At 38.4% G+C, this 26186-nt stretch carries 24 protein-coding genes, 1 tRNA gene and 1 riboswitch; of the genes, 17 read left to right on the top strand and 8 right to left on the bottom strand.

The features are described 5' to 3' along the window. Positions 1-13 precede the first annotated feature (13 nt). From ACFSR0_RS02300 to nrdH, 4 genes are all read right to left on the bottom strand, one after another. Positions 14-1300 (bottom strand): acetylornithine deacetylase, encoded by a 1287-nt coding sequence (locus ACFSR0_RS02300; protein WP_379979503.1) that lies wholly within the window; start codon positions 1298-1300, stop codon positions 14-16. 87 nt (positions 1301-1387) lie between these two features. Further along, positions 1388-1477: riboswitch (TPP riboswitch) on the bottom strand. A 117-nt stretch (positions 1478-1594) separates the two neighbouring features. Continuing rightward, positions 1595-2560 (bottom strand): class 1b ribonucleoside-diphosphate reductase subunit beta, encoded by a 966-nt coding sequence (gene nrdF, locus ACFSR0_RS02295; RefSeq protein ID WP_379979501.1) that lies wholly within the window; start codon positions 2558-2560, stop codon positions 1595-1597. Positions 2561-2602: 42 nt separating this feature from the next. Then, positions 2603-4762 carry a class 1b ribonucleoside-diphosphate reductase subunit alpha gene (gene nrdE, locus ACFSR0_RS02290; protein ID WP_379979499.1) on the bottom strand — a complete coding sequence of 720 codons (2160 nt, stop codon included), beginning with the start codon at positions 4760-4762 and terminating at the stop codon, positions 2603-2605. Positions 4763-4866: 104 nt separating this feature from the next. After that, positions 4867-5094 carry a glutaredoxin-like protein NrdH gene (nrdH, locus tag ACFSR0_RS02285; protein ID WP_379979497.1) on the bottom strand — a complete coding sequence of 76 codons (228 nt, stop codon included), beginning with the start codon at positions 5092-5094 and terminating at the stop codon, positions 4867-4869. Between the two features lie 346 nt (positions 5095-5440). Between nrdH and ACFSR0_RS02280 the strand changes: the two genes are divergently transcribed. From ACFSR0_RS02280 to abc-f, 5 genes are all read left to right on the top strand, one after another. Beyond that, positions 5441-5911 (top strand): FeoA family protein, encoded by a 471-nt coding sequence (locus ACFSR0_RS02280; RefSeq protein WP_379979495.1) that lies wholly within the window; start codon positions 5441-5443, stop codon positions 5909-5911. Next, positions 5908-8064, top strand: coding sequence for a ferrous iron transport protein B (gene feoB / locus ACFSR0_RS02275; RefSeq protein WP_379979493.1), 2157 nt, complete (start codon positions 5908-5910; stop codon positions 8062-8064). Before ACFSR0_RS02280 ends, feoB begins: the two co-directional genes overlap by 4 nt. A gap of 4 nt (positions 8065-8068) precedes the next feature. Then, the gene (locus ACFSR0_RS02270) at positions 8069-8215 is read left to right on the top strand and encodes a FeoB-associated Cys-rich membrane protein (protein ID WP_379979491.1); all 147 of its coding nucleotides are present in this window, start codon (positions 8069-8071) and stop codon (positions 8213-8215) included. Positions 8216-8298: 83 nt separating this feature from the next. Further along, a tRNA-Lys gene (locus tag ACFSR0_RS02265) sits at positions 8299-8371 on the top strand. A 691-nt stretch (positions 8372-9062) separates the two neighbouring features. Next, complete coding sequence (gene abc-f / locus ACFSR0_RS02260; protein WP_379979489.1) at positions 9063-10583, top strand: ribosomal protection-like ABC-F family protein; 1521 nt, start codon at positions 9063-9065, stop codon at positions 10581-10583. 65 nt (positions 10584-10648) lie between these two features. On the opposite strand, the gene ACFSR0_RS02255 is transcribed toward abc-f, so the two are convergent. After that, the gene (locus tag ACFSR0_RS02255; protein WP_379979487.1) at positions 10649-11428 is read right to left on the bottom strand and encodes an alpha/beta hydrolase; all 780 of its coding nucleotides are present in this window, start codon (positions 11426-11428) and stop codon (positions 10649-10651) included. A 165-nt stretch (positions 11429-11593) separates the two neighbouring features. Between ACFSR0_RS02255 and ACFSR0_RS02250 the strand changes: the two genes are divergently transcribed. From ACFSR0_RS02250 to ACFSR0_RS02240, 3 genes are read left to right on the top strand one after another with little or no spacing between them, the layout of a single operon-like run. Continuing rightward, positions 11594-12631, top strand: a complete 1038-nt coding sequence (locus ACFSR0_RS02250; RefSeq protein ID WP_379979485.1) for a FecCD family ABC transporter permease — start codon at positions 11594-11596, stop codon at positions 12629-12631. Positions 12632-12643: 12 nt separating this feature from the next. Continuing rightward, positions 12644-13402, top strand: a complete 759-nt coding sequence (locus tag ACFSR0_RS02245; RefSeq protein ID WP_379979483.1) for an ABC transporter ATP-binding protein — start codon at positions 12644-12646, stop codon at positions 13400-13402. A 19-nt stretch (positions 13403-13421) separates the two neighbouring features. Next, positions 13422-14459: an ABC transporter substrate-binding protein gene (locus tag ACFSR0_RS02240; RefSeq protein WP_379979481.1), complete on the top strand. Its 1038-nt coding sequence runs from the start codon at positions 13422-13424 to the stop codon at positions 14457-14459. 206 nt (positions 14460-14665) lie between these two features. Here ACFSR0_RS02240 and ACFSR0_RS02235 read toward each other — a convergent pair whose 3' ends face one another. Beyond that, the gene (locus tag ACFSR0_RS02235; protein ID WP_379979479.1) at positions 14666-15022 is read right to left on the bottom strand and encodes a hypothetical protein; all 357 of its coding nucleotides are present in this window, start codon (positions 15020-15022) and stop codon (positions 14666-14668) included. A 172-nt stretch (positions 15023-15194) separates the two neighbouring features. On the opposite strand from ACFSR0_RS02235, the gene ACFSR0_RS02230 reads away from it, so the two are divergent. Genes ACFSR0_RS02230 through ACFSR0_RS02215 form a run of 4 tightly spaced genes read left to right on the top strand, consistent with a single transcriptional unit; the run spans position 15195 to position 18214 of the window. Beyond that, on the top strand, positions 15195-16328 hold the full coding sequence (locus ACFSR0_RS02230) for a helix-turn-helix domain-containing protein (protein ID WP_379979477.1): 1134 nt from the start codon (positions 15195-15197) through the stop codon (positions 16326-16328). Beyond that, complete coding sequence (locus ACFSR0_RS02225; protein ID WP_379979475.1) at positions 16321-16533, top strand: PLD nuclease N-terminal domain-containing protein; 213 nt, start codon at positions 16321-16323, stop codon at positions 16531-16533. Before ACFSR0_RS02230 ends, ACFSR0_RS02225 begins: the two co-directional genes overlap by 8 nt. After that, positions 16530-17453 (top strand): ABC transporter ATP-binding protein, encoded by a 924-nt coding sequence (locus tag ACFSR0_RS02220; RefSeq protein ID WP_379979473.1) that lies wholly within the window; start codon positions 16530-16532, stop codon positions 17451-17453. Before ACFSR0_RS02225 ends, ACFSR0_RS02220 begins: the two co-directional genes overlap by 4 nt. Further along, a complete protein-coding gene (locus tag ACFSR0_RS02215; RefSeq protein WP_379979471.1) occupies positions 17450-18214 on the top strand; it encodes an ABC transporter permease in 765 nt (254 codons plus the stop codon). Before ACFSR0_RS02220 ends, ACFSR0_RS02215 begins: the two co-directional genes overlap by 4 nt. 42 nt (positions 18215-18256) lie before the next feature. On the opposite strand, the gene ACFSR0_RS02210 is transcribed toward ACFSR0_RS02215, so the two are convergent. After that, a complete protein-coding gene (locus tag ACFSR0_RS02210) occupies positions 18257-19285 on the bottom strand; it encodes a zinc-binding alcohol dehydrogenase family protein (RefSeq protein WP_379979469.1) in 1029 nt (342 codons plus the stop codon). A 438-nt stretch (positions 19286-19723) separates the two neighbouring features. Between ACFSR0_RS02210 and yycF the strand changes: the two genes are divergently transcribed. Genes yycF through ACFSR0_RS02185 form a run of 5 tightly spaced genes read left to right on the top strand, consistent with a single transcriptional unit; the run spans position 19724 to position 25310 of the window. Then, on the top strand, positions 19724-20428 hold the full coding sequence (gene yycF / locus ACFSR0_RS02205; protein WP_379979467.1) for a response regulator YycF: 705 nt from the start codon (positions 19724-19726) through the stop codon (positions 20426-20428). A gap of 8 nt (positions 20429-20436) precedes the next feature. Further along, entirely contained in the window at positions 20437-22278 is a 1842-nt protein-coding gene (gene walK, locus ACFSR0_RS02200) for a cell wall metabolism sensor histidine kinase WalK (RefSeq protein WP_379979465.1), read from the top strand. Beyond that, positions 22275-23597 carry a YycH family regulatory protein gene (locus ACFSR0_RS02195; protein ID WP_379979463.1) on the top strand — a complete coding sequence of 441 codons (1323 nt, stop codon included), beginning with the start codon at positions 22275-22277 and terminating at the stop codon, positions 23595-23597. Before walK ends, ACFSR0_RS02195 begins: the two co-directional genes overlap by 4 nt. 1 nt (position 23598) lies before the next feature. Continuing rightward, positions 23599-24453, top strand: coding sequence for a two-component system regulatory protein YycI (locus ACFSR0_RS02190; RefSeq protein WP_379979461.1), 855 nt, complete (start codon positions 23599-23601; stop codon positions 24451-24453). 50 nt (positions 24454-24503) lie between these two features. After that, positions 24504-25310, top strand: coding sequence for an MBL fold metallo-hydrolase (locus ACFSR0_RS02185; protein WP_379979459.1), 807 nt, complete (start codon positions 24504-24506; stop codon positions 25308-25310). A gap of 87 nt (positions 25311-25397) precedes the next feature. On the opposite strand, the gene ACFSR0_RS02180 is transcribed toward ACFSR0_RS02185, so the two are convergent. Further along, positions 25398-26024: a CPBP family intramembrane glutamic endopeptidase gene (locus ACFSR0_RS02180; protein ID WP_379979457.1), complete on the bottom strand. Its 627-nt coding sequence runs from the start codon at positions 26022-26024 to the stop codon at positions 25398-25400. Between the last annotated feature and the right edge of the window lie 162 nt (positions 26025-26186).

The following is a 26186-nucleotide window of genomic DNA, read 5'->3' as shown; positions in this document are numbered from 1 at the left end:
GGTTAAGGATTGTTCACACGGTCTTCTTGGTGGAAAGCCAACGTAATAGGAAGATTCCTAGTATTTTGCTGTAGGTAAGTAATTGGTCCAGTTCAATGGATTCGTTGTCGCTGTGTGCTTGCAATAATTCACCAGGTCCATATACCACAGCTGGAATGTCATAGGCACCAAACCATCCACCATCGGAAACAGATGTAGACATGGTAGTAGTGGGTTTTGATGCTGTTTGCGCTTCATGACTTTTGGCCAATTCAAGCATTGCTGGATGGGTAGGATCAAGTGCTAGTGGCGGAAAGACTTCTCCTTTATCTACAAGCATGGATTCACCACCCCATTCAAATGTAGGGAGATTTTCTTTCATCCACGGGTCTGCTTTGGCTGTGGCAAGAATGTGTGCTTCAATTTCACTTGTCACTTGTTCAATCGATTCATTTGGATAGAAGTGGACAGTAATCCATAGCCGGCAATTGTTCGGCACAAATGCGGGATGAATCCCACCTTCAATATAGGCGGGATTAATCGTATTTGTCCCGTGCTCAAATCCAGGATAGGACTTCATAATGCCCCAATGTCGTTCCAGAGTCTGTAACGCTTGAATCAGGATGGTCATTTTTTCAATCATATTGGCACCAAAAAGTCCTCCACCAGTGTGTACCATCTTCATCCGATTGCCATCGTGAAAGGTTTCGGGGCTTTTCAATTGAATCCAGCCAGTAATGACGCCACCTTGACCTTGAAACTGTAAATCACTCGTGTCACCAACAATTGCAAAGTCTGCTGTTTGACCAGATTCGAGTAATTTTTTGGTCCCAGCTTCGCCTGCTTCTTCCCCTACAACGGATTGCAAAAGGAGAGTGCCTGGCAAATGAATCTTCAATTGATGAAAGGTTTGTACTAACCAAATAACACACGCAACCGATCCTTTCATGTCACTGACTCCACGTCCAAATAGCCGAGAGCCTTTCTTTACCAACTCAAACGGATTGGTCTGCCAGTTAGCGAGTGACTCCAGTGCAGCGACATCGACATGGCCATTCCAGATTAAGCTTTGGTAATGCTCAGGATCCGTGCCTTCTTTTGTAGCCCAAAGCAATGTATCCTGCCTATAAAACGGCGCAGTTTCCACCGTAAAATCCAGCTTTTCAAGAGTCTCTTTCAGATACAGTTGCAGCTCGTTTGTATTCCGAGCGGGTGGGGATTCTGTGTGAAATCCCACCAATCTTTCTAGGATAGTCAGTAGCTGTTCTTGCGTCTGCTCCAGTGTTGCGAGCAACAGGCGTTCTTGTTCGTCGTTATTCACAGTATGTCCTCCTTTTACAAAGAAAAAAGCATCCCTTTTTTCTTCTAGTGATAGAAGCAAAGAGGGATGCGAGACAGCAAAAAGGATAGGTTCTTCCTAACATTTCCCTTCGGCAGGATCAACTGCATCAGGTTCAATGGGTATGTTCTCAGCCTCTGGGCACCCCAAATGTTCTATTCCAATTTAGTGTAGCAAAGAATGGGTGAATTGGCTAGTTGCTACGAGATTAAAAAAAATAGTGATGCATCAGCAATAGAAAAGCAATTGCTGATGCACCACTAAAGAGATGGGGGATTAATCAAAGCCGATAAGATAGTCTTCATCTTTCATTGCTTCGACTGAGCCTAGTAGATAGCCGTTGCCGACTTGTGAAAAGAAGTCATGGTTGCTTGTCCCAGTTGAGATACCATTCATCACGATTGGATTGACATCGTTGGCACCGTCAGGAAATAGAGGATCTTGCCCCATATTCATTAAGGCTTTATTGGCATTGTATCGTAGGAAGACTTTGACTTCTTCAGCCCAACCAATTTCACCATACAGTTCATCGGTGTAGTTTTCTTCATTTTCATACAGCTCAAATAATAAGTTGTACATCCAATCCTTTAAAGAAGCTTGTTCTTCCTCTGGCAATGCGTTGAAGCCCAATTGGAATTTATAACCGATATAAGTTCCATGGACGGATTCGTCACGAATAATTAACTTGATAATCTCAGCAACGTTGGCTAATTTATTGTTTCCAAGATAGTAAAGTGGGGTATAAAAACCTGAGTAGAAAAGGAACGTTTCTAAAAAGACGCTAGCAATTTTCTTTTGAAGAGGGGTTCCATTTTTATAGATTTCATTGATTTTTTCGGCTTTGGTTTGTAAGTAAGGATTGGTATTGGTCCATTCAAAGATTTCTTCAATTTCTTTTTTGGTATTAAGGGTACTGAAAATCGACGAATAACTTTTGGCATGAACAGACTCCATAAATTGAATATTGTTTAAAACAGCTTCTTCATGTGGAGTCCGCGCATCTTTTCGTAGCTGATCAATCCCATTTTCCGATTGAAGCGTATCTAATAAAGTTAGTCCCCCAAATACGTGACCAACTAATAGTTTTTCTTCTTCGCTTAATTTACGCCAATCATCTAAATCATTTGAGAGAGGGATACGAGTATCTAACCAGAATTGTTCCGTTAGTTTTTCCCATGTTGATTTGTCGATAATGTCTTCGATTTCATTCCAATTGATTGCCTCATAATAGGTATCTGCCATGTTATTCACTCCTTGATCGTTCTTTCGTTCATTGATGGCTCTTTAGATAACGCAACTTTCACATTGGTTGCTACCAATTTCCTCTGCATCATCGGTAAACGTTCGAACGTAGTAAATGGACTTCACACCTTTATGGAAAGCATAATGGCGCAAAATGTTCAAATCACGTGTGGTCTGTTTTGTGGTTGTTTTCCATTCGTATAAACCTTCTGGAATATCAGAACGTAGGAATAAGGTCAAACTCATCCCTTGATCAATATGTTGTTGTGCGGTGGCATAAACATCAATGACTTTGCGCATATCCATATCGTAGGCTGACTTGTAGTAACCAATTGTTTCATTTGATAAGTAAGCTGCCGGATAGTAAATTTTGCCGATTTTCTTTTCTTGGCGTTCTTCAATCAAGCGAGTAATGGGGTGCAAGCTTGCACTAGTATCATTGATATAAGAAATTGAGCCATTCGGTGCCACTGCTAAACGGTTTTGATGGTACAAACCATCTTCTTTGATCGCTTCTGCTAACATTTGCCAGTCGTTCCCTGTTGGAATAAAAATACCTTCAAAAAGACCTTTTACTTTATCTGAAGCAGGCATATGGGCACCTGAGATGTATTTATCAAAATAGCTTCCATCAGCGTAACGAGATTTTTCAAAGTTATGAAAGACCATTTTTCGTTCTTTCGCAATTGCATTGCTTTCCACTAATGTCCAATAATTTAAAAGTGTAAAGTAAATGTCGGTAAATTCAATTGATTCTGGTGAGCCGTATTCCATATGATTTTTAGCAAAGTAGCTATGCAATCCCATAGCACCTAGGCCAATCGTATGGTTTAGATGGTTTCCGTTTTGAATAGATGGCACAACATCAATGTCAGATGCATCGGTGACAAACGTTAACGCCCGGGTCATCGTCCGAACAGAACGACCAAAATCAGGACTACTCATTAAGTTGACAATATTGGTTGATCCAAGATTGCAACTAATATCGGTACCAAGCACCTCGTATTCTTGTTTGCCATTTATGACAGAAGGTTCTTGGACTTGTAAAATTTCTGAACAAAGGTTACTCATTATAATTTTCCCGTGAACTGGGTTGGCACGGTTCGCTGTATCAATGTTAATGATATAAGGATAACCGGACTCTTGTTGCAATTTTGACAATTCATTTTCTAAATCGCGGGCTTTGATTTTGGTCTTGCGAATCCGTGGGTTAGCCACTAATTCATCATATTTTTCAGTGATATCTAAGTAAGAAAAAGGAATGCCATACTCGCGTTCAATGCTATAAGGGCTAAACAAATACATTTCTTCATTTTTACGGGTTAATTCATAAAATTTATCTGGCACTAAGACACCTAACGACAGTGTTTTGACCCGAATTTTTTCATCAGCATTTTCTTTTTTGGCAGAAAGAAAGGCCATAATATCTGGATGAAAAACGTTTAAGTAGACAACACCAGCTCCTTGACGTTGCCCCAGTTGGTTTGAATAGCTAAAACTATCTTCAAATAATTTCATGACAGGCATCACGCCGCTTGCAGCTCCTTCATAGCCTTTAATTGGGGAGCCAGCTTCGCGTAAATTTGATAAGGTAATGCCAACACCACCACCAATACGAGACAATTGTAAAGCAGAGTTGATTCCTCTTCCGATAGCATTCATATCATCTGTCAACTGGATTAAAAAGCAAGAGACTAATTCTCCACGTCGTTTACGACCAGCATTTAGAAAACTTGGTGTAGCAGGTTGATAGCGTTGATGAATCATTTCATCCGCGAGAGCTAATGCTAATTCTTCATCACCGTTTGCAAAGTAAAGTGCATTAAATGCTACCCGGTCTTCGTAGGTTTCTAAATACTCTTCACCATTGTTGGTTTTCAAGGCGTATTGAGAATAAAATTTATAAGCGGCCATAAATGAGTGGAATTCAAATGATTGTTCAGTCAAAAAAGCATACAAGCGCTCAATAAACTCTGGTTGATAGCGGGCAATAAATGCCTCTTCTAGATAATCTTCTTCTATTAAATAAGCCAACTTGTCATGAACAGATGCAAACGTTTTTGTATTTGGTTCGACGTTCTCTTTTAAGAATGCTGCCAAGGCTTCTTTATCTTTATGTAGAGGGATTTGTCCATCTACGGGGCGATTGATTTCATTATTTAACTTAAAGTAACTAACATCGCCTAATGATTTTAAACTCATGAAAACACAACCTTTTCTTTTTCTTTAAACAAAAAGAAGGATTTGCGCGTCAGTTGACCGACAAATCCAACTCGAATGGATAAACTCGTGATTTGTTCTGTGAATTAGCTTGCTAATTGACGTAGTTGATCTGGTCGGAAGCCAATAATTGCTGAAGAGGCGTCTGAGAGAACGACAGGAACACTTTGAAATCCTTGTTCTTTCAAGTAGTCAATAAATTCTGGTTGATCATCTATATTAATCTCTTCAAAAGTCACATGATTTTCAGTTAAAAAGCGTTTTGCCATCTTGCATTGCATGCAGTTGTTTTTAGAAAATAATTTTACATTCATTGTTTTTTCCTCCAGTACCCAAAAGTATCGTATGAGAAAATACTAAGGTAGGAATGGAGAAATGTCAATACAAATATACTATATATTGTGTTTGTGAATTCGATATAACACTATTTGTTGTGTTTTTTAATGAAAAGAATAGAAGAAAGCTTGCTAATTCAACACTGGTAGCCATTTGAAATTAGTAAAAATTAGTCAAACATTTTTTTCTTGTGAAGAAAAAAGTAAAAACAAAAATTGACAGACTATTCAAATAGGTATACATTAATGATAATGATTCTCAATATTAATAAGAGAAGATTTTTTTCTCTATTTATAAAGAAGAAAATAGGAGTTTGTAAGCCAAATGACGACATTAAAAAATTGTGAAATTGGTGTAAAATATCAAGTGAATAACGTAACAATAAGTGAATCTATCCGCTTACACTTGCAACGATTGGGGATAAGCAAAGGAAATCGTGTCATGGTTGTCCAAAGGGATGAAAAAAGTGGAATTGTTTCTGTCCAAAATACCAGAGTTGCTTTGGAAGTTGCTGTACTTAACCAAATTGAGGTGGTTGAAGAGACTGCTCACAATGAATGGCTCTCGCTTGATCAGTTGACTGTCGGTGAAACTGGGAAAGTCATTAGTTTATACGGACAAGGTGCTGTTCGCCGACGTTTAATGGACATGGGCGTGACAAAGAATGTGGCCATCACCGTGAAAAAGCTGGCTCCTCTAGGGGATCCGATTGAAGTGAAATTACGTGGATATGACTTAACGTTACGAAAAGAAGAAGCAGCCTATATTCTGATGGAAAGGATTGACGAAGCATGAACAAATTGCAACTTGCCTTAACGGGAAATCCGAATAGTGGCAAAACCAGTGTGTTTAATCTACTAACTGGAGCGACACAATCGGTTGGTAATTGGCCGGGGGTAACAGTCGAACGCAAATCAGGTAGCTACCGCAAAAACAAACAGGTGATGATTCAAGATCTCCCAGGTATTTATTCGTTGGCACCCTATACGCCAGAAGAAATTGTTGCTCGCGATTACTTATTGCAAGATCATCCTACAGCTATTATCAATATAGTCGATGGAACAAACCTTGAGCGCAACTTATATTTAACCACGCAATTAATGGAAACAGGGATTCCCGTTGTTGTAGCGGTGAATATGATGGATTTAATGAAAAAAAATGGCCGGACAATCAATCTTGAAAAACTTTCCTATGGATTGGGTGTGGAAGTTGTCGGAATCAGTGCGATAAAGAAACAAGGAATCGATGAATTGATGAAAACCACCCTTCATGTCGTGGAGGAAGATCATCAGACGGTTCATTATCCTTCGTACGATGCAAGATTAGAGGCTGCTTTAGATGAAATAAGCGATGTATTAGGAAATACAGTTTGTCCAAGTCAAACAAGATGGTATGCAATCAAGCTTTTCGAAAGAGATCCAAGAGCCATTGATGAACTAAATTTAAGTCGTCTACAACAAAAAGAAATCGAAGAAATCATTGCGATTGCTGAAAAGATTTTTCAAGATAGTAGCGATGCAATTCTTGTCAACGAACGCTATGAATTCATAACAAAACTCATTGCACTGTGCATGGTCGATGAAAAAAACCACTTTCTGAAGGTAAGCGACCATATTGACCATATTGTGACTCATCGCATACTAGCATTGCCTATTTTTGCATTAGTTATGTGGGGGATGTATTATCTAGCTATTCAAGGAATTGGTGGATTTGGAACGGACTGGGTTAATGATGTTCTCTTTGGTTCACTCGTACCAGATTTTGTACAAAAAACGTTGATCCATTGGCAAGTTGCTACGTGGATGCAAGATTTAATCATTAATGGGATTATTGCTGGTGTCGGGGCAGTGCTTGGTTTCCTACCGCAATTAATTGTTTTGTTTTTATGTTTAGCGATTTTAGAAGATTGTGGGTATATGTCGCGCATTGCCTTTGTGATGGATCGTATTTTCCGCAAGTTTGGTCTTTCAGGAAAATCATTTATTCCAATGTTGATTGCCACGGGATGTGGAGTGCCAGGGGTAATGGCGAGTCGAACGATTGAAAACGAAAAAGACCGGCGTTTAACGGTGATGATTACGACTTTTATGCCCTGTTCAGCGAAGTTGCCAATTATTGCCTTGGTTGCGGGAGCCTTTTTTCCAAAAGCAAGTTGGGTAGCACCGTCAGCTTATTTTATTGGGATTGCTTCCATTGTTCTTTCGGGGATTGCTTTAAAGAAAACGCGACTTTTTGCAGGAGACCCTGCTCCCTTTATTATGGAGTTACCAGCTTACCATTTACCACAAGTAAGAAGTGTTTTGAATCAAACGTTTTTACGATCAAAAGCCTTTGTTAAAAAAGCAGGGACCATTATTTTTGTCTCAACAATTGTTATTTGGTTTACCTTTAAGTTTAATTTTTCCTTACAAGAAGTACCGGGAGATCAAAGTATGCTCGCGACTCTTGGAGGTGTGATTTCTCCTATATTCAAACCGCTTGGGTGGGGTGTATGGCAAGGGGCTGTCGCAACGATTACTGGTTTGGTTGCCAAAGAAAATGTTATTGGAACGTTTGGGATTCTTTATGGACATTTAGGATCTGTTTCAGATAATGGGAAAGAAGTCTGGTCATTGTTACATGCAGACTTTACGCCTGTCGCAGCTTATTCATTTCTAGTTTTTAATCTACTTTGTGCCCCTTGTTTTGCGGCCATTGGTGCCATTCGCCGAGAAATGGGCACAGTAAAGTGGACGTTAACAGCAATTGGCTATCAGTGTGGACTAGCATATTTAGTGAGCTTTGTGACATATCAATTGGGTCATGTTCTGTTTGAAGGAGGAAGCTTAGGATTTCAAACCTTCTTGAGTTTAATTGTTCTTGCTTATCTCATTTATCAAATCGTTCGCAAACCAAAACAAACGATTATCGAATTGACCAACGTTGTACCTAGCATGAAAGAAGGGTAAAAAAATGGCGACTATTATTTTAGCGGTAATTATCTTTGTGACAGCGGCTTACATTGTGTATCGCCAAGTTACAGGCAAGTCTCAACATTGTGAACAATGTAATTGTAGTTGTCCAGCAAAGAACGCCCAAGAAACAAATAAAGCAAAATAAAAAACAAAAATTGTTATTTTTCTTCCAAAAGTACCTTGCATTTTTTGTAATCGGGTGATACTATGTAAAAGTACTTTTGGTACGGGACGTTAGCTCAGTTGGTAGAGCAGCTGACTCTTAATCAGCGGGTCGCGGGTTCGAACCCCTCACGTCCCATTGGGTGCCAAACCCACGCCACATAAGCATTCTTGGCTACTTAGGTAGTTTCGAAAAGAGTGTTTGATGTGGTATTTTTTTGCAAAATGTCGCAAAGATATGTCGCATCTTGATAAAATCATTTGTAAAATAACAAAATCGAAATTGAAAGAGTCTTATTATTGTTCACCCTTGGAGTATCTCATCGCTGCTACCATATTTAGCACGAAGTTTAGAAAAAATCCAAAGCTACAAATTTTTAGGATGAGTGTTGTGTCAAAAAACAACAGAAGGAGCACACAGCTAAAGTTAACTAAGGCAAGCGCTAAAAAATGATTAAACAACGTTCTTTTTTTCATGACTAAATCATCTCCTGTTTCTAAGAATAGTAAAGGCTGTTCCTTGTCCTACTAATTAGTATAGGGGTAAAGAAAAATAGAGGCTAGCTAATTAAGCGAGTCCACCTATTTTTTTGTGTGAAATTCTTGTCTATTTTTTACTTCTGTGTTTAACTAATACTAGAAAGTGAGGGATCCTCTATTGATTAACTAATCCAATTTGTTGAAGCTGCATTAAGGCCTAAGTTCTGACAAGGGACAGGTGTGCAGATCTTCAAGATTGGACATGTTATTCAATAGAGGGTCTTTTTTTGCGTCCTCAGATGAATCTTGAAGATAACCGTAAGCTTGCAAAAATTGAAATGAGGAATTTTATGTCAACTATTCAATTAAAACATGTTACGTTTGGCTATGATAGCCAAGAAAAAACTATTTTCAATGATACTTCGTTAAAATTACAAACGGAGTGGAAATTGGGCCTGATTGGGCGTAATGGTCGTGGGAAAACGACTCTTTTGAAGCTGCTACAAAACGAGTTACCTTTTAAAGGTGTGATTCAACATGAGCAAACATTTCATTATTTCCCTCAAACAGTGATTGATAAACAACAAAGTACCTATGATGTTTTACAAGCTCTTTGTAGCGTGGATCAATGGAAAATTGAACGTGAGCTCCGGCTATTGGCTGTTGATGAGAGTAGTTTGTGGCGGCCTTTTGATACGTTATCAGGTGGCGAACAAACAAAAGTATTGTTAGCTGTTCTATTTGTTGATGAGCAAAATTATCCGTTAATTGATGAGCCAACTAATCATTTGGATCAAATTGCTCGCCAACAAGTTGTGTCCTATTTACAATCAAAGAAAATGGGGTTTATCCTGGTTAGCCACGATCGAGCCTTTGTAGATGAAGTGGTTGATCATGTACTGGCGATTGAAAAAAGCCAATTGATTCTTTACAATGGAAACTTTTCTGTTTATGAGAAACAAAAAGCCATGCGCGATCAATTTGAACAAAATCAAAATACCAAAATAAAAAAAGAAATTGGCCGCCTAAAACACACTGCTGCTGAAAAGGCGGAATGGTCACGCTCAAAAGAACGCGATAAATTGGGTTCTCCTAAAAAATTAGGGAGTGGTGGAATCTTTGATACGGGAGCAATCGGGGCACGTGCTGCCCGGACCATGAAACGTTCCAAAGCCATCGTCAAACGGATGGAAGAGCAAGCAAACGAGAAGGAACAATTGCTGAAAGACATTGAATACGTTGACCCATTGACAATGCAAGCTCGGAAAACGCATCACCGAATGCTCGTTTCTGCCGAGAAGGTTCAGTTAGGTTACGATTATCCATTGTTCCGGCCACTTTCATTTGAAATCGAGCAAGGCCAACGTTTCGCTTTGCGAGGGGGAAATGGTTCAGGGAAAACAACGCTTCTAGCGGCAATCTTAGGAACTTTCTCAGGGAATCTGCAAGGAAACTTGACTATTCCTAAAGGGATTACAATTAGCACTGTTCGCCAAAATTATGAAGATAATCGCGGAACTTTGGCTGAATTTGCCGAAGAGAATGGCTTGGTTTATGCAGACTTACTCAACAATCTTTTTAAGTTAGGTGTAGAGCGAACCGTTTTTCATACTCGGATTGAACAAATGAGTATGGGGCAAAGAAAACGAGTAGAGTTAGCAAAATCACTTGCAACGCCGGCTGAATTGTTTATTTGGGATGAACCATTAAATTATTTAGATGTATTTAATCATCAGCAAATTGAACAGGTCATTCAAATGATTCAGCCAACAATGATAGTTGTCGAACATGATGCACGGTTTATTGACACGATTGCAACGAATGTGATTGATGTTATTCCAGTCAATGCTTTCAAAGAATCGGAAAGATGAACTGTTTCCCCAATTGTGTGTGTTTCCGAGTGGCGGGCAAGATTGAGTTCAATGTATTGGACAGGCTATTCTTGCTTTTCAGAGCTAGGAAACAACCATTTTAATGCTTCTAAGAAATATTTAGCAAAATAATAAGCATCATGAGTGCCTTCAGGATCAGTCATCAGTTTCATTGCTTTTTTATCAAAGCCTTCGTTCTTCAAAAGTTCGAAGGCTTTTTTATTGTAATCAAGCATATATTTTTGATTTGTTTGTCGATAGATTCCTTCAATTTCTCCAACATATAAGAATAATCTTTGGTTAGCACGGACAACAGTTGGTTTTTGGTAACGTTTTTCCAATATCGTAAAAGTTTGACCATTTAAATAATCTAGTGCATGTTCATACCAAAATGAGGCGGACAGAAATATATAGTTGCCGAATATCTCAGAAGCGTAATAAGAGGCAAAAAATGAAACCAGTCCACCAAACGAACATCCGGCAATCGTTGTTGCTTCAGGTAGTGGATTTGTTGAAAAATGAGTATCAATTGCAGGTTTAATTGTCTGGACAAGGGTATCCAAATATAATGCAGCTTTTCCACCAAGCTGGGGTTGATTTGGAAGCATCGCATCGGCGGGCCAAGGCGTGTAATCATCATTGCGGTTAATTGGAGTGACTCCGACAAGAATGATGGGGGCGATTTGTTTTGATTGAATCAAGTGCTCAATTTGATTCAAAACTTGAATGGCGCCATTGCCCCCATCGTGTAGGTAGATAACAGGATAGCGGTATTGTTCATGATAGCCGCTAGGTAAAATAATTTTCGTTTCATATCCCTTTAAATGCATTGTTTCGATTTGCACATTGTAACCTCCTAAAAAAGCTTTCCCAAAAATTTCTTGTAAAAAGAAGAGAACAACTTTATAATTGAAAATGATAATCATTATCAATTAATTGTAGTACAATAATCTTTGAATAGAAAGGGTTGATTTTAAAATAAGTGAATTTTTTTGTTTTGAGGTGACAAAATGCAAGTTTTCAAAACTTCTTTAGGTTTTATTTTATTGGTGTTTTTATTATGTGTGTCCATTTTGTTGGGAATTAGTTTAGGAACCTTACATATTCCATTAGCAGATACTTACACGTTTTTTTTGGAAAAACTGAGTCACCAAGAACCGTCGAATAAAATATTTTCAGGTGTTATTTGGCAAATACGGATGCCACGCGTTCTTCTGGGGGTTCTTTTAGGGGCGGGGCTAGCACTTTGTGGCGTAGTGATGCAAGCTGTGGTTCAAAATCCTTTAGCCGAGCCTTTTTTATTAGGCATATCCGCTGGCGGCTATTTAGGAGCGACTGTATTTATCATTTTAGGGGGTTCTTTTATTGGTGGGATTGCATCAGCCAACGGGTTAGCTGTGACAGCCTTTTTGGGTGCATTGGTGGCAAGTATCGGTGTCATTGGACTTGCATCCTATCGTAGCAAAATGACAACGACGAAGCTAATCTTATCTGGAACTATCATGAATGCACTTTGCACGTCAACTGCTAATTTTATCATGGTTTTTGCTGGCGATGATTCGACTGTGAGTCGAGTGACTTTCTGGACGATGAGCTCACTCGCATCCACAAGGTGGGAAAATCTGACTTTACCAGCAATTGCTGTTATACTAGGCGGTTTCTATTTCATCACGCAGTCGCGTACACTGAATTTATTGTTACAAGGGGAAGAAACGGCTATTACTTTAGGCCTTAGAGTGAGTGCATATCGTAATACTTATCTAATTGTAGTTGCTTTATTAACAGGTATTTTAGTATCTACTTGTGGCATTATTGGCTTTGTTGGCTTGATCATCCCGCATATTTCAAGAGCGATGGTTGGACCCAATCATCATAAATTACTCCCTGTCTCTATGCTGGTAGGTGCCATTTTTTTAGTAAATATGGATATGTTGGCTCGAACGCTCATTGCAAATGTAGAGTTGCCTATCGGAATTTTTACTTCGATGATTGGTGCACCTTTCTTTGCTTGGATACTAGTCCGGAAAAATTACCAATTTAAAGAATAGGAGAACACAGGTGTGGATTTAAGAGTCGAACATTTGGCTGTATCAATCGCGAGGCAATCGATTATTCAAGACGTGAGTTTAAACGTAATGAATCATTCATTTACGGCGTTGTTGGGTCCTAATGGTAGTGGGAAATCCACTCTTTTGAAGGCCATTTATCGAATCCTACGTCCTCAAAATGGGACGATTTTTCTAGATAATCAAAATCTAACAGAAATTCCATCCAAAAAAATAGCGCAAAAAATGGCAGTTGTTTCACAATTTCAACAAAACAGTTTTGATTTTACGGTCGAAGAGGTTGTTTTAATGGGACGTAGCCCGCATTTAAAAGCTCTTGAAAAACTACATCCCGAAGACTGGCAGCTTGTTGAAGATGCATTGGAAAAGACTGGCCTAGTTGGACTAAGAAAACGAGCGGTTGCCAATCTTTCAGGAGGAGAACAACAACGTGTAACAATGGCACGGGCAATTGTTCAGAATCCATCGTTAATGATCCTTGATGAACCTAGTAATCATCTCGATATCAAGTATCAATTAGAATTATTGAAATTAATCAGGCAATTAAATTTGAATGCTCTAGCTGCTTTGCATGACCTTTCTTTGGCTGCCCAATTTTGTGACTACCTTTATTTTTTGAAAGATGGTTTTATTCGTTATGAAGGAAAACCAAACGACATTATCACGAAAGAAGTGATTAAAGATATTTATGAAGTGGATTGTGAAGTTTCACTAGATTCAAAAACCAACCACTTGCAAATTAGTTATTACTAAATCATATTGGGGGAAACAAATGAAAAAATATCTGACAAGTTTTGGAATCGTTGGAGCCGTATTTATTTTAGCTGCTTGTTCATCAAATGAGCAAGCAACTGATTCGTCAACGAAAGCCAGTACGACAATGAATTCACAAGATGAAAAGCAAACCAAATATCCGCTCAGTCTGTCTGTTTTGGACAATGATGGAAAAAACCATGAACAGACTTTTGAAAAAGAACCTGAACGAGTAGTAACGAATAATTTGTCTTCGACGGAGCTATTGCTAGCTTTAGGGTTAAAAGAAAAAATTGTAGGCATAATGCAACCAGATAATCAAGTGACAGGTACCTATGCAAAAGAAGTGGATTCGTTGCCGGTTGTTGGAGACAAAATGACTGTTTCAAAAGAAAAAATTGCGGAAAAAAACCCAGATGTTGTGATTGGTCGTGCGATGGCATTTACCGATGATGCGATTGGTTCGATAGCTAGTTACAATGATTTGGGAATTCAAACTTATCTGCAAGAAGCGAGTAATATGAAAGATAAGCCGCAGCTAACAACAATTATTGAAGATGTTCGCCATTTAGGTGAGATTTTCAATAAACAAGTTACTGCAGAAACCTATGCGAAGCAATTAGAAAAACGCCTAGCTACAGTAGAGAAACAAGTATCAGAAAAGAAAGGTACAGAAGAATTGACCTTATTGCCAATCGTGGCATTTGATTCAACAAAATCGACTTTTTCGATCTTCAATATTTCAGAAAGCATTCAAAGCAGTATGTTACGTGAATTGAATGTGAAACCAGCCATTGAAGGGAAAAGTGCTTCACCTTCTTTAGAGACGATTATTCAAACAAACCCAGATATCATTCTCTATGTCACTGCCGATCGAAACAAAGCGATGGACGAAACGGCAGTAGATAGTATCAAAGGCGAGGCGCTATTACAAGAGGTTAAAGCAATAAAAAACGATCGTGTTTACACCGTTGCCTACGATGATTTTATGGATTATGGAACACGTTTATTTGATACGATGGAAATGTTGAGTACAAAGCTTTACGGAAACAAATAAACGCCGAAGACTCAACAAGAATTGGTTAGGTGAAAAAACAATCACTCCTTTGGTTAGTACAGTAATAATTGAATAACGTTAAAAATAAAGTTCTTATTTTGTGGTACGAGTTCTGTTTCAACTAGCAAAAGATGGTAAAAGAAAGGCTACACAAGTTTTAGGTTCGTGAAGTACGCGAATCTAAAACTTGTTGTAGCCTTTCTTATTTAGCCTTGCCTATCTTGCTCTTTTGCAAAATCTTCAATGAATTGTCGAATGGCAAGGAAATCTTTCGTTATAAAATAGCGGCTCGGGACAAAGAGGGCCTGCTCTTTTATTTTTTGATCAAGATAAGGTGACGTACTCTCGTTGTAAATAACAACGTCTCCATCTGGCATAGTTGTTTGTGTGATTGGAAAGCTAATATAAGAAATGTGCCAATCAGGACTAAAAAAATTTGTCAGTTGTTCTTGAAATTTTTTTTCACCGATGGGGGTGAAAAAGGGACCAAGATTCGTTTTAACGGTTCCAATAGGGGGAATGCCCTTTGCATCTATACTATAAATAAATGTAATCGTTCTCATTTAGAACCTCCTAAATTTACTTTTCTTTTCATTTACTTTACCACTGGTAAGAACTGTTGGCAAGAACAGCCTGATGTTTCCATTTAGTTGATAAAGGAGTTGAATTGTTTACAAACGCTCGCTTTTTTTTCAATGGAACTCCTGATACTATTAGCATAAGAGGTGAACTGAAATGGAGATTGGCATTGGACAAAAGATTAGCCAAGAACGCGGAAAACAAAAGAAAACACAACAGGAGCTTGCAGATTTTTTAGGTGTTTCCAAAGCGGCAATTTCAAAGTGGGAGACTGGGAAAAGTTACCCAGATATCACGTTATTGCCAATGATTGCTGCTTATTTTAATGTGACAATTGACGAATTAGTAAATGATAATGCTCAATTATCAAAAGAAGAAATTCGCCATTTTTATCAATCATTTTCGGTTGCTTTAGAACAAGTATCTGATCCCAGTGCGCTAGAAGAAATTCGGCAGTTTACGAGGCGATACTATAATTGTTATCCATTGGTTCTCCAGATGGGCATTTTGTTGTTGAATCATTTGGATCAATTGCCCCAAAGCAATGATTCCAATCAAAGACAACGGTATCTTGAGGAAATCAAGCAACTTTTTGTCCATGTTCGACAGAAATCCACTGAGCGTGAAGTAATCGACCAATCTTTGAAGCTTGAAGGCTATCTTTTGCTTCTATTGCAGCGCCCTGAGGAAGTGCTCATTCTGCTGGGAGAAAAAGTTCCAACCATTCTACCGGCCGAAACCTTGATTGCAAGCGCATTTCAATTAAAAGGCGAAGAAAAAGTGGCGGATGCTATTTATCAGACTGCGTTGTATCAGTATATTTGTCTTCTAATCAATTTGACGACGAACTATCTTCAACTATTACTCAATCAGCCAGAAAAATTTAAAATTACAGTCAGACAAACGGAGGAGATTATTGATACGTATAATTTTAAAAAAGTTCATCCGTTGTTGGTCGTTTCTTTTTTGTCCGCTAGTACAGTTGGCTTTGCGCAACTCGGTTTAGGAGAAGCTGTTTGCCGTCAATTTCATCAACTTGTAACACTAATGGAGACTTCTCAATCTCCGACGATTCTTCATGCGGATGCTTACTTTATAAATGTAGATCAGTGGATTGATGAATTAATTTTAGGTAATCAAACACCTAGAGAATGGCCGCTTATTCAAACTTCACTAGTACAGCTCTTTGAACAACATCCTGCATTTATAAACTATCAATCAAGTGAAGAATTTCAGCGCTATTTGGGACGTCTAAAACGATTAAAGAAAAGGGGAGAAGCGGATGAATAAAATGCAGCTTTTTTTTGAATACTGGCCACTATTACTGCCGATTATTTTAGTGGAGATAGGGTTGATGGTGACAGCTGTTTGGCACATTTTGAAGCATAAGCGCTATCGTGTGGGAAACCGTGTTTTTTGGTTATTGATTGTTATTTTTTTTCAAATTGTCGGTCCAATTTGCTACTTTATTTTTGGAAGGGATGATGCCGAATGAATGCGATTGAGATCAACGGACTCACAAAATCATTTCAAAAAAAGCCGGTTCTCGAAGCCATTGATTTAGTTATTCCAAAAGGGACAATTTTTGGTTTGGTTGGGGAAAATGGTGCGGGGAAAACGACATTGATGAAACTATTAGTTGGGCTCGAACGTGCAGACTGTGGCACCATTTTTATCAATCAGGAACAGGTCCATTATGGGGAAACAAAAACCAATCGTTTTACTGGCTATTTGCCTGACGTACCTGCATTTTATTCCTATATGAAAGCACCGGAATACTTGCAACTATGTGCTCAAATTACTGGCATACCAAAGGCAGAACGTGAGCAGAAAGTGAAAGAAATGTTAGCAAAAGTGGGTTTAGCGGATGCCAAAAATAAAATTGGTGGCTTCTCCAGAGGTATGAAGCAGCGGCTTGGTATTGCACAGGCGCTATTAAATAATCCAGAAATCTTAATTTGTGATGAGCCAACCTCTGCGTTGGATCCAACGGGAAGGCATGATTTTTTAGCATTATTGCAATCCTTAAAAAAGGACATGACCATCCTTTTTTCGACGCATATTTTATCAGATGTGGAGCGCATTTGTGATCACGTAGGTATTTTGCATCAGCAAAAAATTATGGCGTATGGGACTTTGGATCAGTTGAAAGCAACCTATACGACACCCAAAATCCGATTGGAATGGGAATCTGAAAAGATCATGCAGAGTTGGTATGAAACAATCAAAAACTTGACTGAGATTACTATGATTCAAACAGAAAATTCTCGAACAATGACCTTATTTTATCAAGGATCCTATCAGAAAGTTGCCTATCAACTATCCTCTTTATTTGTTGAACAAAAAATAGCTCCTCTGCGTTTCGAAGCAATCGAGCCTACATTAGATGAAATCTTTTTGGAGGTGACGAAATGAGACAATTGTTGGTGTTTACTAGAAAAGAGTGGGTTGAAAGTTGGCGAACGACAAAGGGATTGATTTTAGTTAGTCTTTTCTTTTTTTTCGGTGTATTGAGTCCATTGACGGCGAAGTTTACGCCAGAATTACTTCAACTGGTAACTGATAGTAAGATGACTATTTCCGTACCAAAACCGACATCGGTTGATTCTTGGGTTCAGTTTTATAAAAATGTGAATCAATTAGGGCTTCTTGTTTTTTGTCTACTTTATCATCAATGTGTCAGTGGGGAACTAATGAAGGGAACGTTGATTCCTTTTGTAACAAAAGGATTGCAACGGGAGGTAATTGTGTTGGCGAAGTGGTTGAACATGTTCATTCAGTGGACACTTAGTTTGGTCTGCTGTTTTGCAGTGACGTATGGGTACACTCGGTTTTATTTTCCTGATAATGCTTCCCCCCATGTATTAAAAGGAGTGCTTGCATTATGGCTTTTTGGCATCTTTTTACTTACGCTTCTTCTTTTTTCTTCTATCCTTATTCGAAGCTCATATGGAGGACTACTGGTTGTTATGGGTGTTGTCGGACTGTTATTTTTTCTGGCTTTTTTTGATCAACTAACACGCTACAATCCCATTAGTTTGGTCTCAAAAAATATGGCATTTGTCCAAGGAAAAATGAGTTTTCGTTCTTTTGGATGGTCAATTGGATTTACAGTGCTGGCTATTTTTGGTGGATTATTCGCAAGCATTGGCTTGATGAATCGCAAAAAAATATAAAAAGGTGTGCAATGGTTTTATTCAACCGTTGCACACCTTTTTTTAGTAATTTTCCAATACCAATTTACCAATCATTTGACCGCTCTCAATTTTTCTATGAGCTTGTCGCATTGTTGCTGCAGAGATGGGATGGATAGTCTCAGAAAGCGTTGTTTGGATGACTCCTTGATCCAATAACTGGCTGATTGTCGTTAGTATGTCATGTTGAGAAAGTAGATCAGGTGTTTGATACATGGCTTTGGTAAACATAAATTCCCAAACAAAGGTAGCACTTTTGCTTTTTAATTTGCCTAACTCGAGTGGCGACTCGTTTTCAACTATGGAACAGATTTTCCCTTGAGGTGCAATCATGCTTGCCATAGTCTCCCAATACGCGTCCGTATTATTTAAACAGAGAATAAAAGAAACCTGGTCGTACCCGTACTTTTTTAGTTGCGGTTGTAATGGTTGGTGATGATTTAATACGATGTCTGTTCCGTGGTCTTTGGTCCATTTTACCGTCTCAGGGCGTGAGGCTGTGCCAATCACAGTTAGACCAACATGTTTGGCAAGTTGGGTAGCAATGGAGCCTACACCCCCGCTAGCTGCAATAATCAAGATGCTTTTCCCTTTGTTTTCTAACTTGTTTTTGGAAATAGCTAATCGCTCGAAAAGTGCTTCATAGGCCGTGAGAGAGGTTAAAGGCATCGCGGCGGCTTCAGCAAAAGTGGCTTGCGTAGGTTTTTTGCCAACAATTCGTTCATCAACAAGTTGGTAGTGACTGTTGCTACCTGGGCGCGTCACATCTCCTGCATAAAAAACCGAATCACCTGGTGCAAATAGCGTACAATTAGGACCAACTTTTTTGACAATACCAGAAGCATCAAACCCTAAAATTCGTGGTTGATTCTCAATTTTGGGTTCTACCAAGCGTTGTTTTGTATCAACAGGATTGACTGAAATAGCTCTTACTTCCACCAATAAATCATGTCCTGTTACTTCTGGTACCGGCACAGAAAGATCAAGGAAGCTATCAGGATTGCTTAAAGGCAAGGCATGATAAAACCCAACTGCGTTCATTAAATTTGTCATTTACTTCACCAACCTTCGCTTATTTAAATTTTAGTATACCAGTAAAAGAGAAAAGCAACACAGGGAAGTTCTTTTAATGGACAATTAATGTGTTTTTTTTTAGTGATTCTCAATTTAACTGAAATCGAAAAAAAAATTCACAAATTATTCATATTTGCTTGGTAGTATTTACCCATACCAACAAAGTCTTATTTTAAGACAACCCTAACACTTTTTCATTTTTTACTCCGGCCTATCGGTTCCCCAAACCGATAGGCTCTTTTGGTTTGTCCAGATTAGAAAGCTGCCCTGATACGTCGACGATGGAAGGGATAACCTATCAATGAAGAGTAATTCCTTTATTTGATTCGTCAAAAAATGGAAAGATGAAACACAAATCAAAATAATGTATAATGGAAGTGTTAAGTTATTCGGAAAGAAAAAACGAGGTGAACCCGAGTGAAAAAAATATTAGTAGTTGATGATGAAAAACCAATTTCAGATATTGTCAAATTTAATTTAAGTAAAGAAGGTTATGAAATCTTCACCGCTTACGATGGGGAAGAAGCCCTTGAAAAAGTGCGTGAAGTCGAACCAGATTTAATTTTACTTGATTTGATGCTACCGAAAATGGATGGTTTAGAAGTTGCCCGTGAAGTTCGAAAGACGTTTGATATGCCTATCATTATGGTTACAGCAAAAGACTCTGAAATTGATAAAGTTTTGGGACTTGAATTAGGAGCAGATGACTACGTAACCAAGCCCTTTTCAAATAGAGAGTTGGTTGCTCGCGTAAAAGCAAACTTACGTCGCGGATCCGCAGCAGCTAAGGAAGCAGAAGAGCAAACCAATTCGGAATTAACGATTGGTGATTTAACCATTCATCCCGATGCCTACATGGTAACAAAACACAATGAGGCCATTGAGTTAACACATCGGGAGTTTGAATTACTGCACTATTTAGCTAAGCATATTGGCCAAGTGATGACACGTGAACATCTGTTACAGACAGTATGGGGATATGATTATTTTGGTGATGTAAGAACGGTCGATGTTACGGTGAGACGTTTGCGAGAAAAAATTGAAGACAATCCTAGTCATCCCAATTACTTGGCGACTCGTCGTGGAGTTGGCTATTATTTACGTAATCCAGAACAGGAGTAAGAAACGATATGAAGACGAAAGTTCGCTTCGTTCAATCAGTGAACTTTAAAATCGCCCTGACGTTTATCTTGATTTTGCTTTTATCAATCGAGATTATCGGGGCGTATTTTATTCGGGGATTAGAACGTTCAACAATTAATAATTTTATTACGGATATGAATACAAAAGCGTCCAATGTTGCTTACATGGTCAGTTCAGAATTGAGTAAACAAGATGACAATGATACCAATGCGACCAATGCAGCCATTCAGCGTTTTTTAGATAATGACAATAATTCAGAAATTATTGAAATGCGTGTAGTTGATGAAAAGGGAATTGTTCGGGCAACTACGAATGTTAATGATCAAAGTGCAATTGGAAAAAGAAATGATTATCGTGATATGGATGATTTTACGGTGAAAAGCTTTGTCACGGTAGATTCAACGACCGGCAACCGCGTACAAATCAATGTACAGCCAATTCAATCTCCAACGGGTGAGGCGGTGATAGGTGCGCTCTATATCAAGAGCAATCTTGAGAAAGAATACGATCAAATTAATGACATTGCGGTCATCTTCATCTCTGCTTCGTTAATTGCTGCTTTTATTTCAATGGTGATTGCTCTTTTTGTTGCTCGTTCCATTACACAACCAATTGGTGAAATGAGGCAACAGGCTCTTAGAATAGCAAGAGGGGACTACTCCGGCAAAGTGGCTATTCATGCTCAGGATGAACTGGGTCAGTTGGCGGATACGTTTAATCAACTGGCGGAACAAATCGAGGAAACACAAGAAGCGATTGAATCCGAACGCAATCGTCTGAATAGTGTGCTATCACATATGACCGATGGGGTAATTGCTACCGATCGCCGTGGGAAAGTCATTACCATTAATGATATGGCCCTTTCATTGTTAGATAAAAAAAATGAAGAGGAAGCCATTGGGCAATCCATCTTAAAACTATTGGAGATTGAAGAAGAGTATACATTGCGTACGCTTTTGGAAAATTCAAATGAAATGTTGTTGCATCGCTCGTCTAGCGAAGTTGAAAGCGGACAGTTAATTTTAAGAGTTGATTTTTCTATGATTCGAAGAGAATCCGGTTTTATTTCTGGGATTGTTGCCGTGATTCATGATGTGACTGAACAAGAAAAAACGGAAAAGGAACGTCGGGATTTTGTTTCGAATGTATCCCATGAATTACGCACCCCTCTTACCAGTATGCATAGCTATTTAGAAGCTTTGAGTGACGGGGCTTGGCGGGATGAGGAAATTGCTCCCAACTTTTTAAAAGTGACATTGGATGAAACAGACCGAATGATCAGAATGATTAATGACTTATTAAGCCTTTCAAGAATGGATAGCGGCAATGCGCAACTGCAAAAGGAATTTGTCAATTTTAATGAATTGGTTCATTTTGTTCTTAACCGTTTCGATATGATGGTCACTAGCGAAGAGAAGCGTTATGTCATTCGTCGTGATTTCACTCAACGAGATTTATGGGTTGAGGTGGATACAGACCGCATGATTCAGGTGATTGACAATATTATGAATAATGCTATCAAGTACTCACCAGATGGTGGCGTCATAACGGTGGCTTTATCAGAAACCCACAACCATATCCTATTGAGCATCCGTGACCAAGGAATGGGGATTCCAAAAGTTGATTTAGCAAAAATCTTTACTCGTTTTTATCGAGTGGACAAAGCACGTGCCAGGAAGCAAGGGGGGACTGGTCTTGGATTGGCTATTTCTCGAGAAGTGATTAAGGCACATGGTGGCGCAATCTGGGCGGAAAGTAAGGAAAACTATGGCTCAACATTCTATATAAGTTTACCGTATGAGCCATATGAGGAGGACTGGTGGGAATGAGTTGGAAACGTATGATACTTCGTTTGGGATTGATTGCGATGATTGTGTTAAGTTTTTATCTATCTTATTTAATCTGGTTGAATCCAAGCAATAAAACGGGGACGAACGATTTGAATACTTCTCAAAGTAACCAAGCAGGCAGTGACAAAGAAGCAAGTCCACGAAGTCTAGCCGATGTTTTCCTACCTTTGAAACTGGTGAGTGTCTCCCAAAGCAGTGCAAAAGAAACGAGCTCAGAAGTGTTAATAAAAAAAATGGTTAAAACCATTGAGTCAACCAAGATGACGCATCCAAACGTTATTGAATATCCTACTTTGGAGGCGTTTAATGAGAAAACCCAATTAAAAAATGGTGTCGAATTAACACTAATGAATGAAATGGCACTATCTGAATGTATCAATCTTTTTCATTTACAGTTAACTTTGGATCAAGCAATAAAGGAAAAAGACTTAAAATTTGACCATGCTCAAATTGATTATGATTCAGGAACCTTCCGTTTTTTAAATTCAATCAAAAAAACGGAGGTTGAAGCAACTTTTGAAGGAAACTTTGATACCATTAAGACGTTGTTAAAAGATAGTGAAGCCAATTGGTATACAGTCGTCTCAGATACATCGTTAATTAGCAGCCAGTATCTAACAAATGAGCCCATCAAATTAAAGTTATATAGTTATATTTCTTCTGTTCAATCATATACTATTTTTAGAGATAGCTTTTTTACGAATCCTTCTGATGCGAAAAGTAGTGATGATAGTTCTGATTTAATGATTGTCGATCAGTCAGAAATTATGACTGTACAAACACAGGACAGTTTAGTCGAATTTCGCGATACGAATGTGACAGATATTAATGATAATTTGTATAAGGAAAGCTATGAATACATCCGGTATTTGGGAACAAATTATGGTAATTTACGTTTTATGAATCGAAATGGGAATGCGATTGATTACCGTGTTTTTGTTGAAGGATACCCTGTTTTTAGTTCAAATAAAGAAGGGTTAGTCGCTACGCAATTTACAAAAAATCGGCAATCAAATTCGTGGTCTGTTCGGATTGATGCAAATATGAATACAATTCAAATTCCAATACCTTCTGATCAAACAGTTGAACTTCCGGCCAGTAGGCAAGTTTTGGAAAATTTGAAGAACCATGGGGCTGATTTGACGAAAATCACAGCGATTGTTATCGGTTATAAATGGAACGATATCAAGGATACTGGCGTCGTGGATTTGGTACCTACTTGGTATATTAATTATGATAAGCAATGGAAGGATCATGACTCGTTGGTAACTGAATTGCAAGAAAGCGAGGGCGACTAAAATGGGATTTAAGCGAATTGAATGGATTTTTTTCATCGCTTTTTTAGGCGTAAATGTCTTTCTGATTAATATCTATATGGGTTCAAAAAATGATCAAAGCATTATATCACCATCAAGTCAGAAAATAGCGATTGAACAACGATTGGATAATGATAACATTACGTTTGATGGTCGGTTATCTAGTGAAAACCTGACAGGCTACTATCTTTCCGGTACGCCGACAATGATGCAGGCTCTCTACAATGAAGATGTTAATGCAAATAAAAAAATATTGAATGATGGGATGACCAAATTTGACAGGGGCAAATTGACACACACCATGACAGAGCGTTTTTTCGTTCAAGAGAAAGACCAATTAGTAAAAGCCAGTCAAGCCTACTGGAAAAAACGTGTAATGAAAGGAAACGATTATACGTACCAACTACATTTTTCTACTTTTGGCGATGACCAAATTGAACTGATGGCGACTCAAAGCTACGAAGGAATTCCCATAAATGATTCTTCCAGTCAATTAATTTTCACCTTTAACAATGAAAATGACCAATACATCAATGAAGATTACACGCAAACTTATGTGGAAAATTTGACTCCATTGCGAGAAAAAATGAAACTTTATTCGGAAAAAGATGCCATAAATACACTATATATCAATAATCGAATTGCTAAAAAATCAAAGATTGAATGGATACAGTTGGCTTACACCTTGATTTTAAATGTTCGTGGACAGAATGTTTATGTACCAGCTTGGTTTGTTGCAATGGAAAAAGCTGACAAGTCCAAACAAGTTGAAATCGTCAACGCTTTTAGTAACCGAATCATCACCAATGCATCTGTTCGAAAAGTAGAAAATTATTAATTGTTGGAGTATACTCATACAAGAGCGTTGATAGAAGGGATTTCAGAGAAATGAAGAATCAAAAAGCGTTTCAAGTGAGTATTCTAGCTAGCGGAAGTACAGGAAATTCTTTGTATTTAGAAAGTGAAAAAAAGAAGATTCTTGTTGATGCGGGATTAAGTGGCAAAAAAATTACTTCTTTGCTAAATGAAGTCGGAAAAACACCTGATGAGTTAGATGCCATTTTTGTTACTCATGAACATCGAGACCATATACATGGAGTTGGCGTGTTGGCACGAAAATACCATTTGCCTGTCTATGCAAATGAAAAAACATGGGAAGCAATGGATCCATTGATTGGGAATGTCCCAGTAGAACAAAAGTATTTATTTGAAATGGGTGCTACCTTATCTTTTGGTGACTTGGACATCGAAAGTTTCGGTGTGTCACATGATGCAGCAGCACCTCAATTTTATAAATTTAATAAAAATGGAAAATCTTTTGTAATGCTTACGGACACAGGGTATTGTAGTGATCAAGTACGTGGCGTGATTCGCAATGCAGATGCCTATCTCATGGAAAGCAACCATGATTTACAAATGTTGCGGATGGGGGGATATCCTTGGCCGTTGAAACAACGAATCTTAGGTGATAAAGGCCATTTGTCAAATGAAGATGGCGCTTTAGTGATGACCGATATTTTAGGTGATGCAACAAAAAGAATTTATTTGGGACACCTTAGTCGTGAGAATAATTTGAAAGAATTAGCACATCTTACGATGGAAACGGTTCTAAGAGAGTACGACAAGGGAGTCGGAGAGGCGTTTCAGGTTTATGATACGGACCCTGATAAAGCGACTCAATTATTTGCGATATAACCGAATTAGTGGGAGGTGCAGACGCACCTCCCACATTTTTTTGAAAACAATCCCAAGTAAGTACACATTAACTTACTGTAGGACACATCATTTTGACAACAAGCCAATGAAAACGACGAGTGAGTTCATGCCAACGTGACTAATAATCGAAGTCCATATTCGACCAGTTTTAATATAAAGGAGACTGAAGAAAATGCCTAAAGAAGTGTAGAGCAGAATATGGCCATCATCATGCATCACGGCAAAAAGTAAACTGCTAACAATGGTTGCAAACCATAAAGGGATTTTTTCTTGCAAAATCCCAATTAATGCCCGTCGAAAGACGAACTCTTCTAAAATCGGCCCTCCAACAGAGACTGCTAAAACAAATAAGAGATTGCTTTGAATAAATGACAGGATATTTGCAGTATTTTGAGAATTCCCTGATTCTCCAAACAAAGCCGTTTCTAAAAGAATCGCAATATTTTGCAAGATAATAGCTAAGAAGATACCTAAGATTCCCCATAATATACTGGTTTTCCAAGCTTTTGGTTGCATCTCAAAATCAAGTTTTGACTGACTCGTTCGATAGAGCCAACTAACAAAAAAAGCACTGCCAAGATAAAATACGATGGTAGCCCATAGAGCGGAAGAAACAGTTGGAAATAGAGCAGGTGAAAAATAACAAATAGCATAGATTAGGATTGTCCATAATCCATATTTTCTTGTGGTCAAAAAAAATTCCCCCTTTAGGATTAGTATAATGATTCAACTGAAAGATACAATCCTCGATTTTAGTCTATAGAAAAAGTTTAAGAAAAAAAGGGAAAAGACTTGCATAAAAAAGGAAAAATGAGTAATATTAGTTTTGTAAGTTAGCACTCTTACAGCAAGAGT

Origin of the sequence: Enterococcus camelliae (genome assembly GCF_042685105.1) — a bacterium.
Classification (GTDB): Bacteria; Bacillota; Bacilli; order Lactobacillales; family Enterococcaceae; genus Enterococcus_G; species Enterococcus_G camelliae.
The sequence above is the reverse complement of the archived record's forward strand: the minus strand, read 5'-3'. Positions and strand labels throughout refer to the sequence as shown.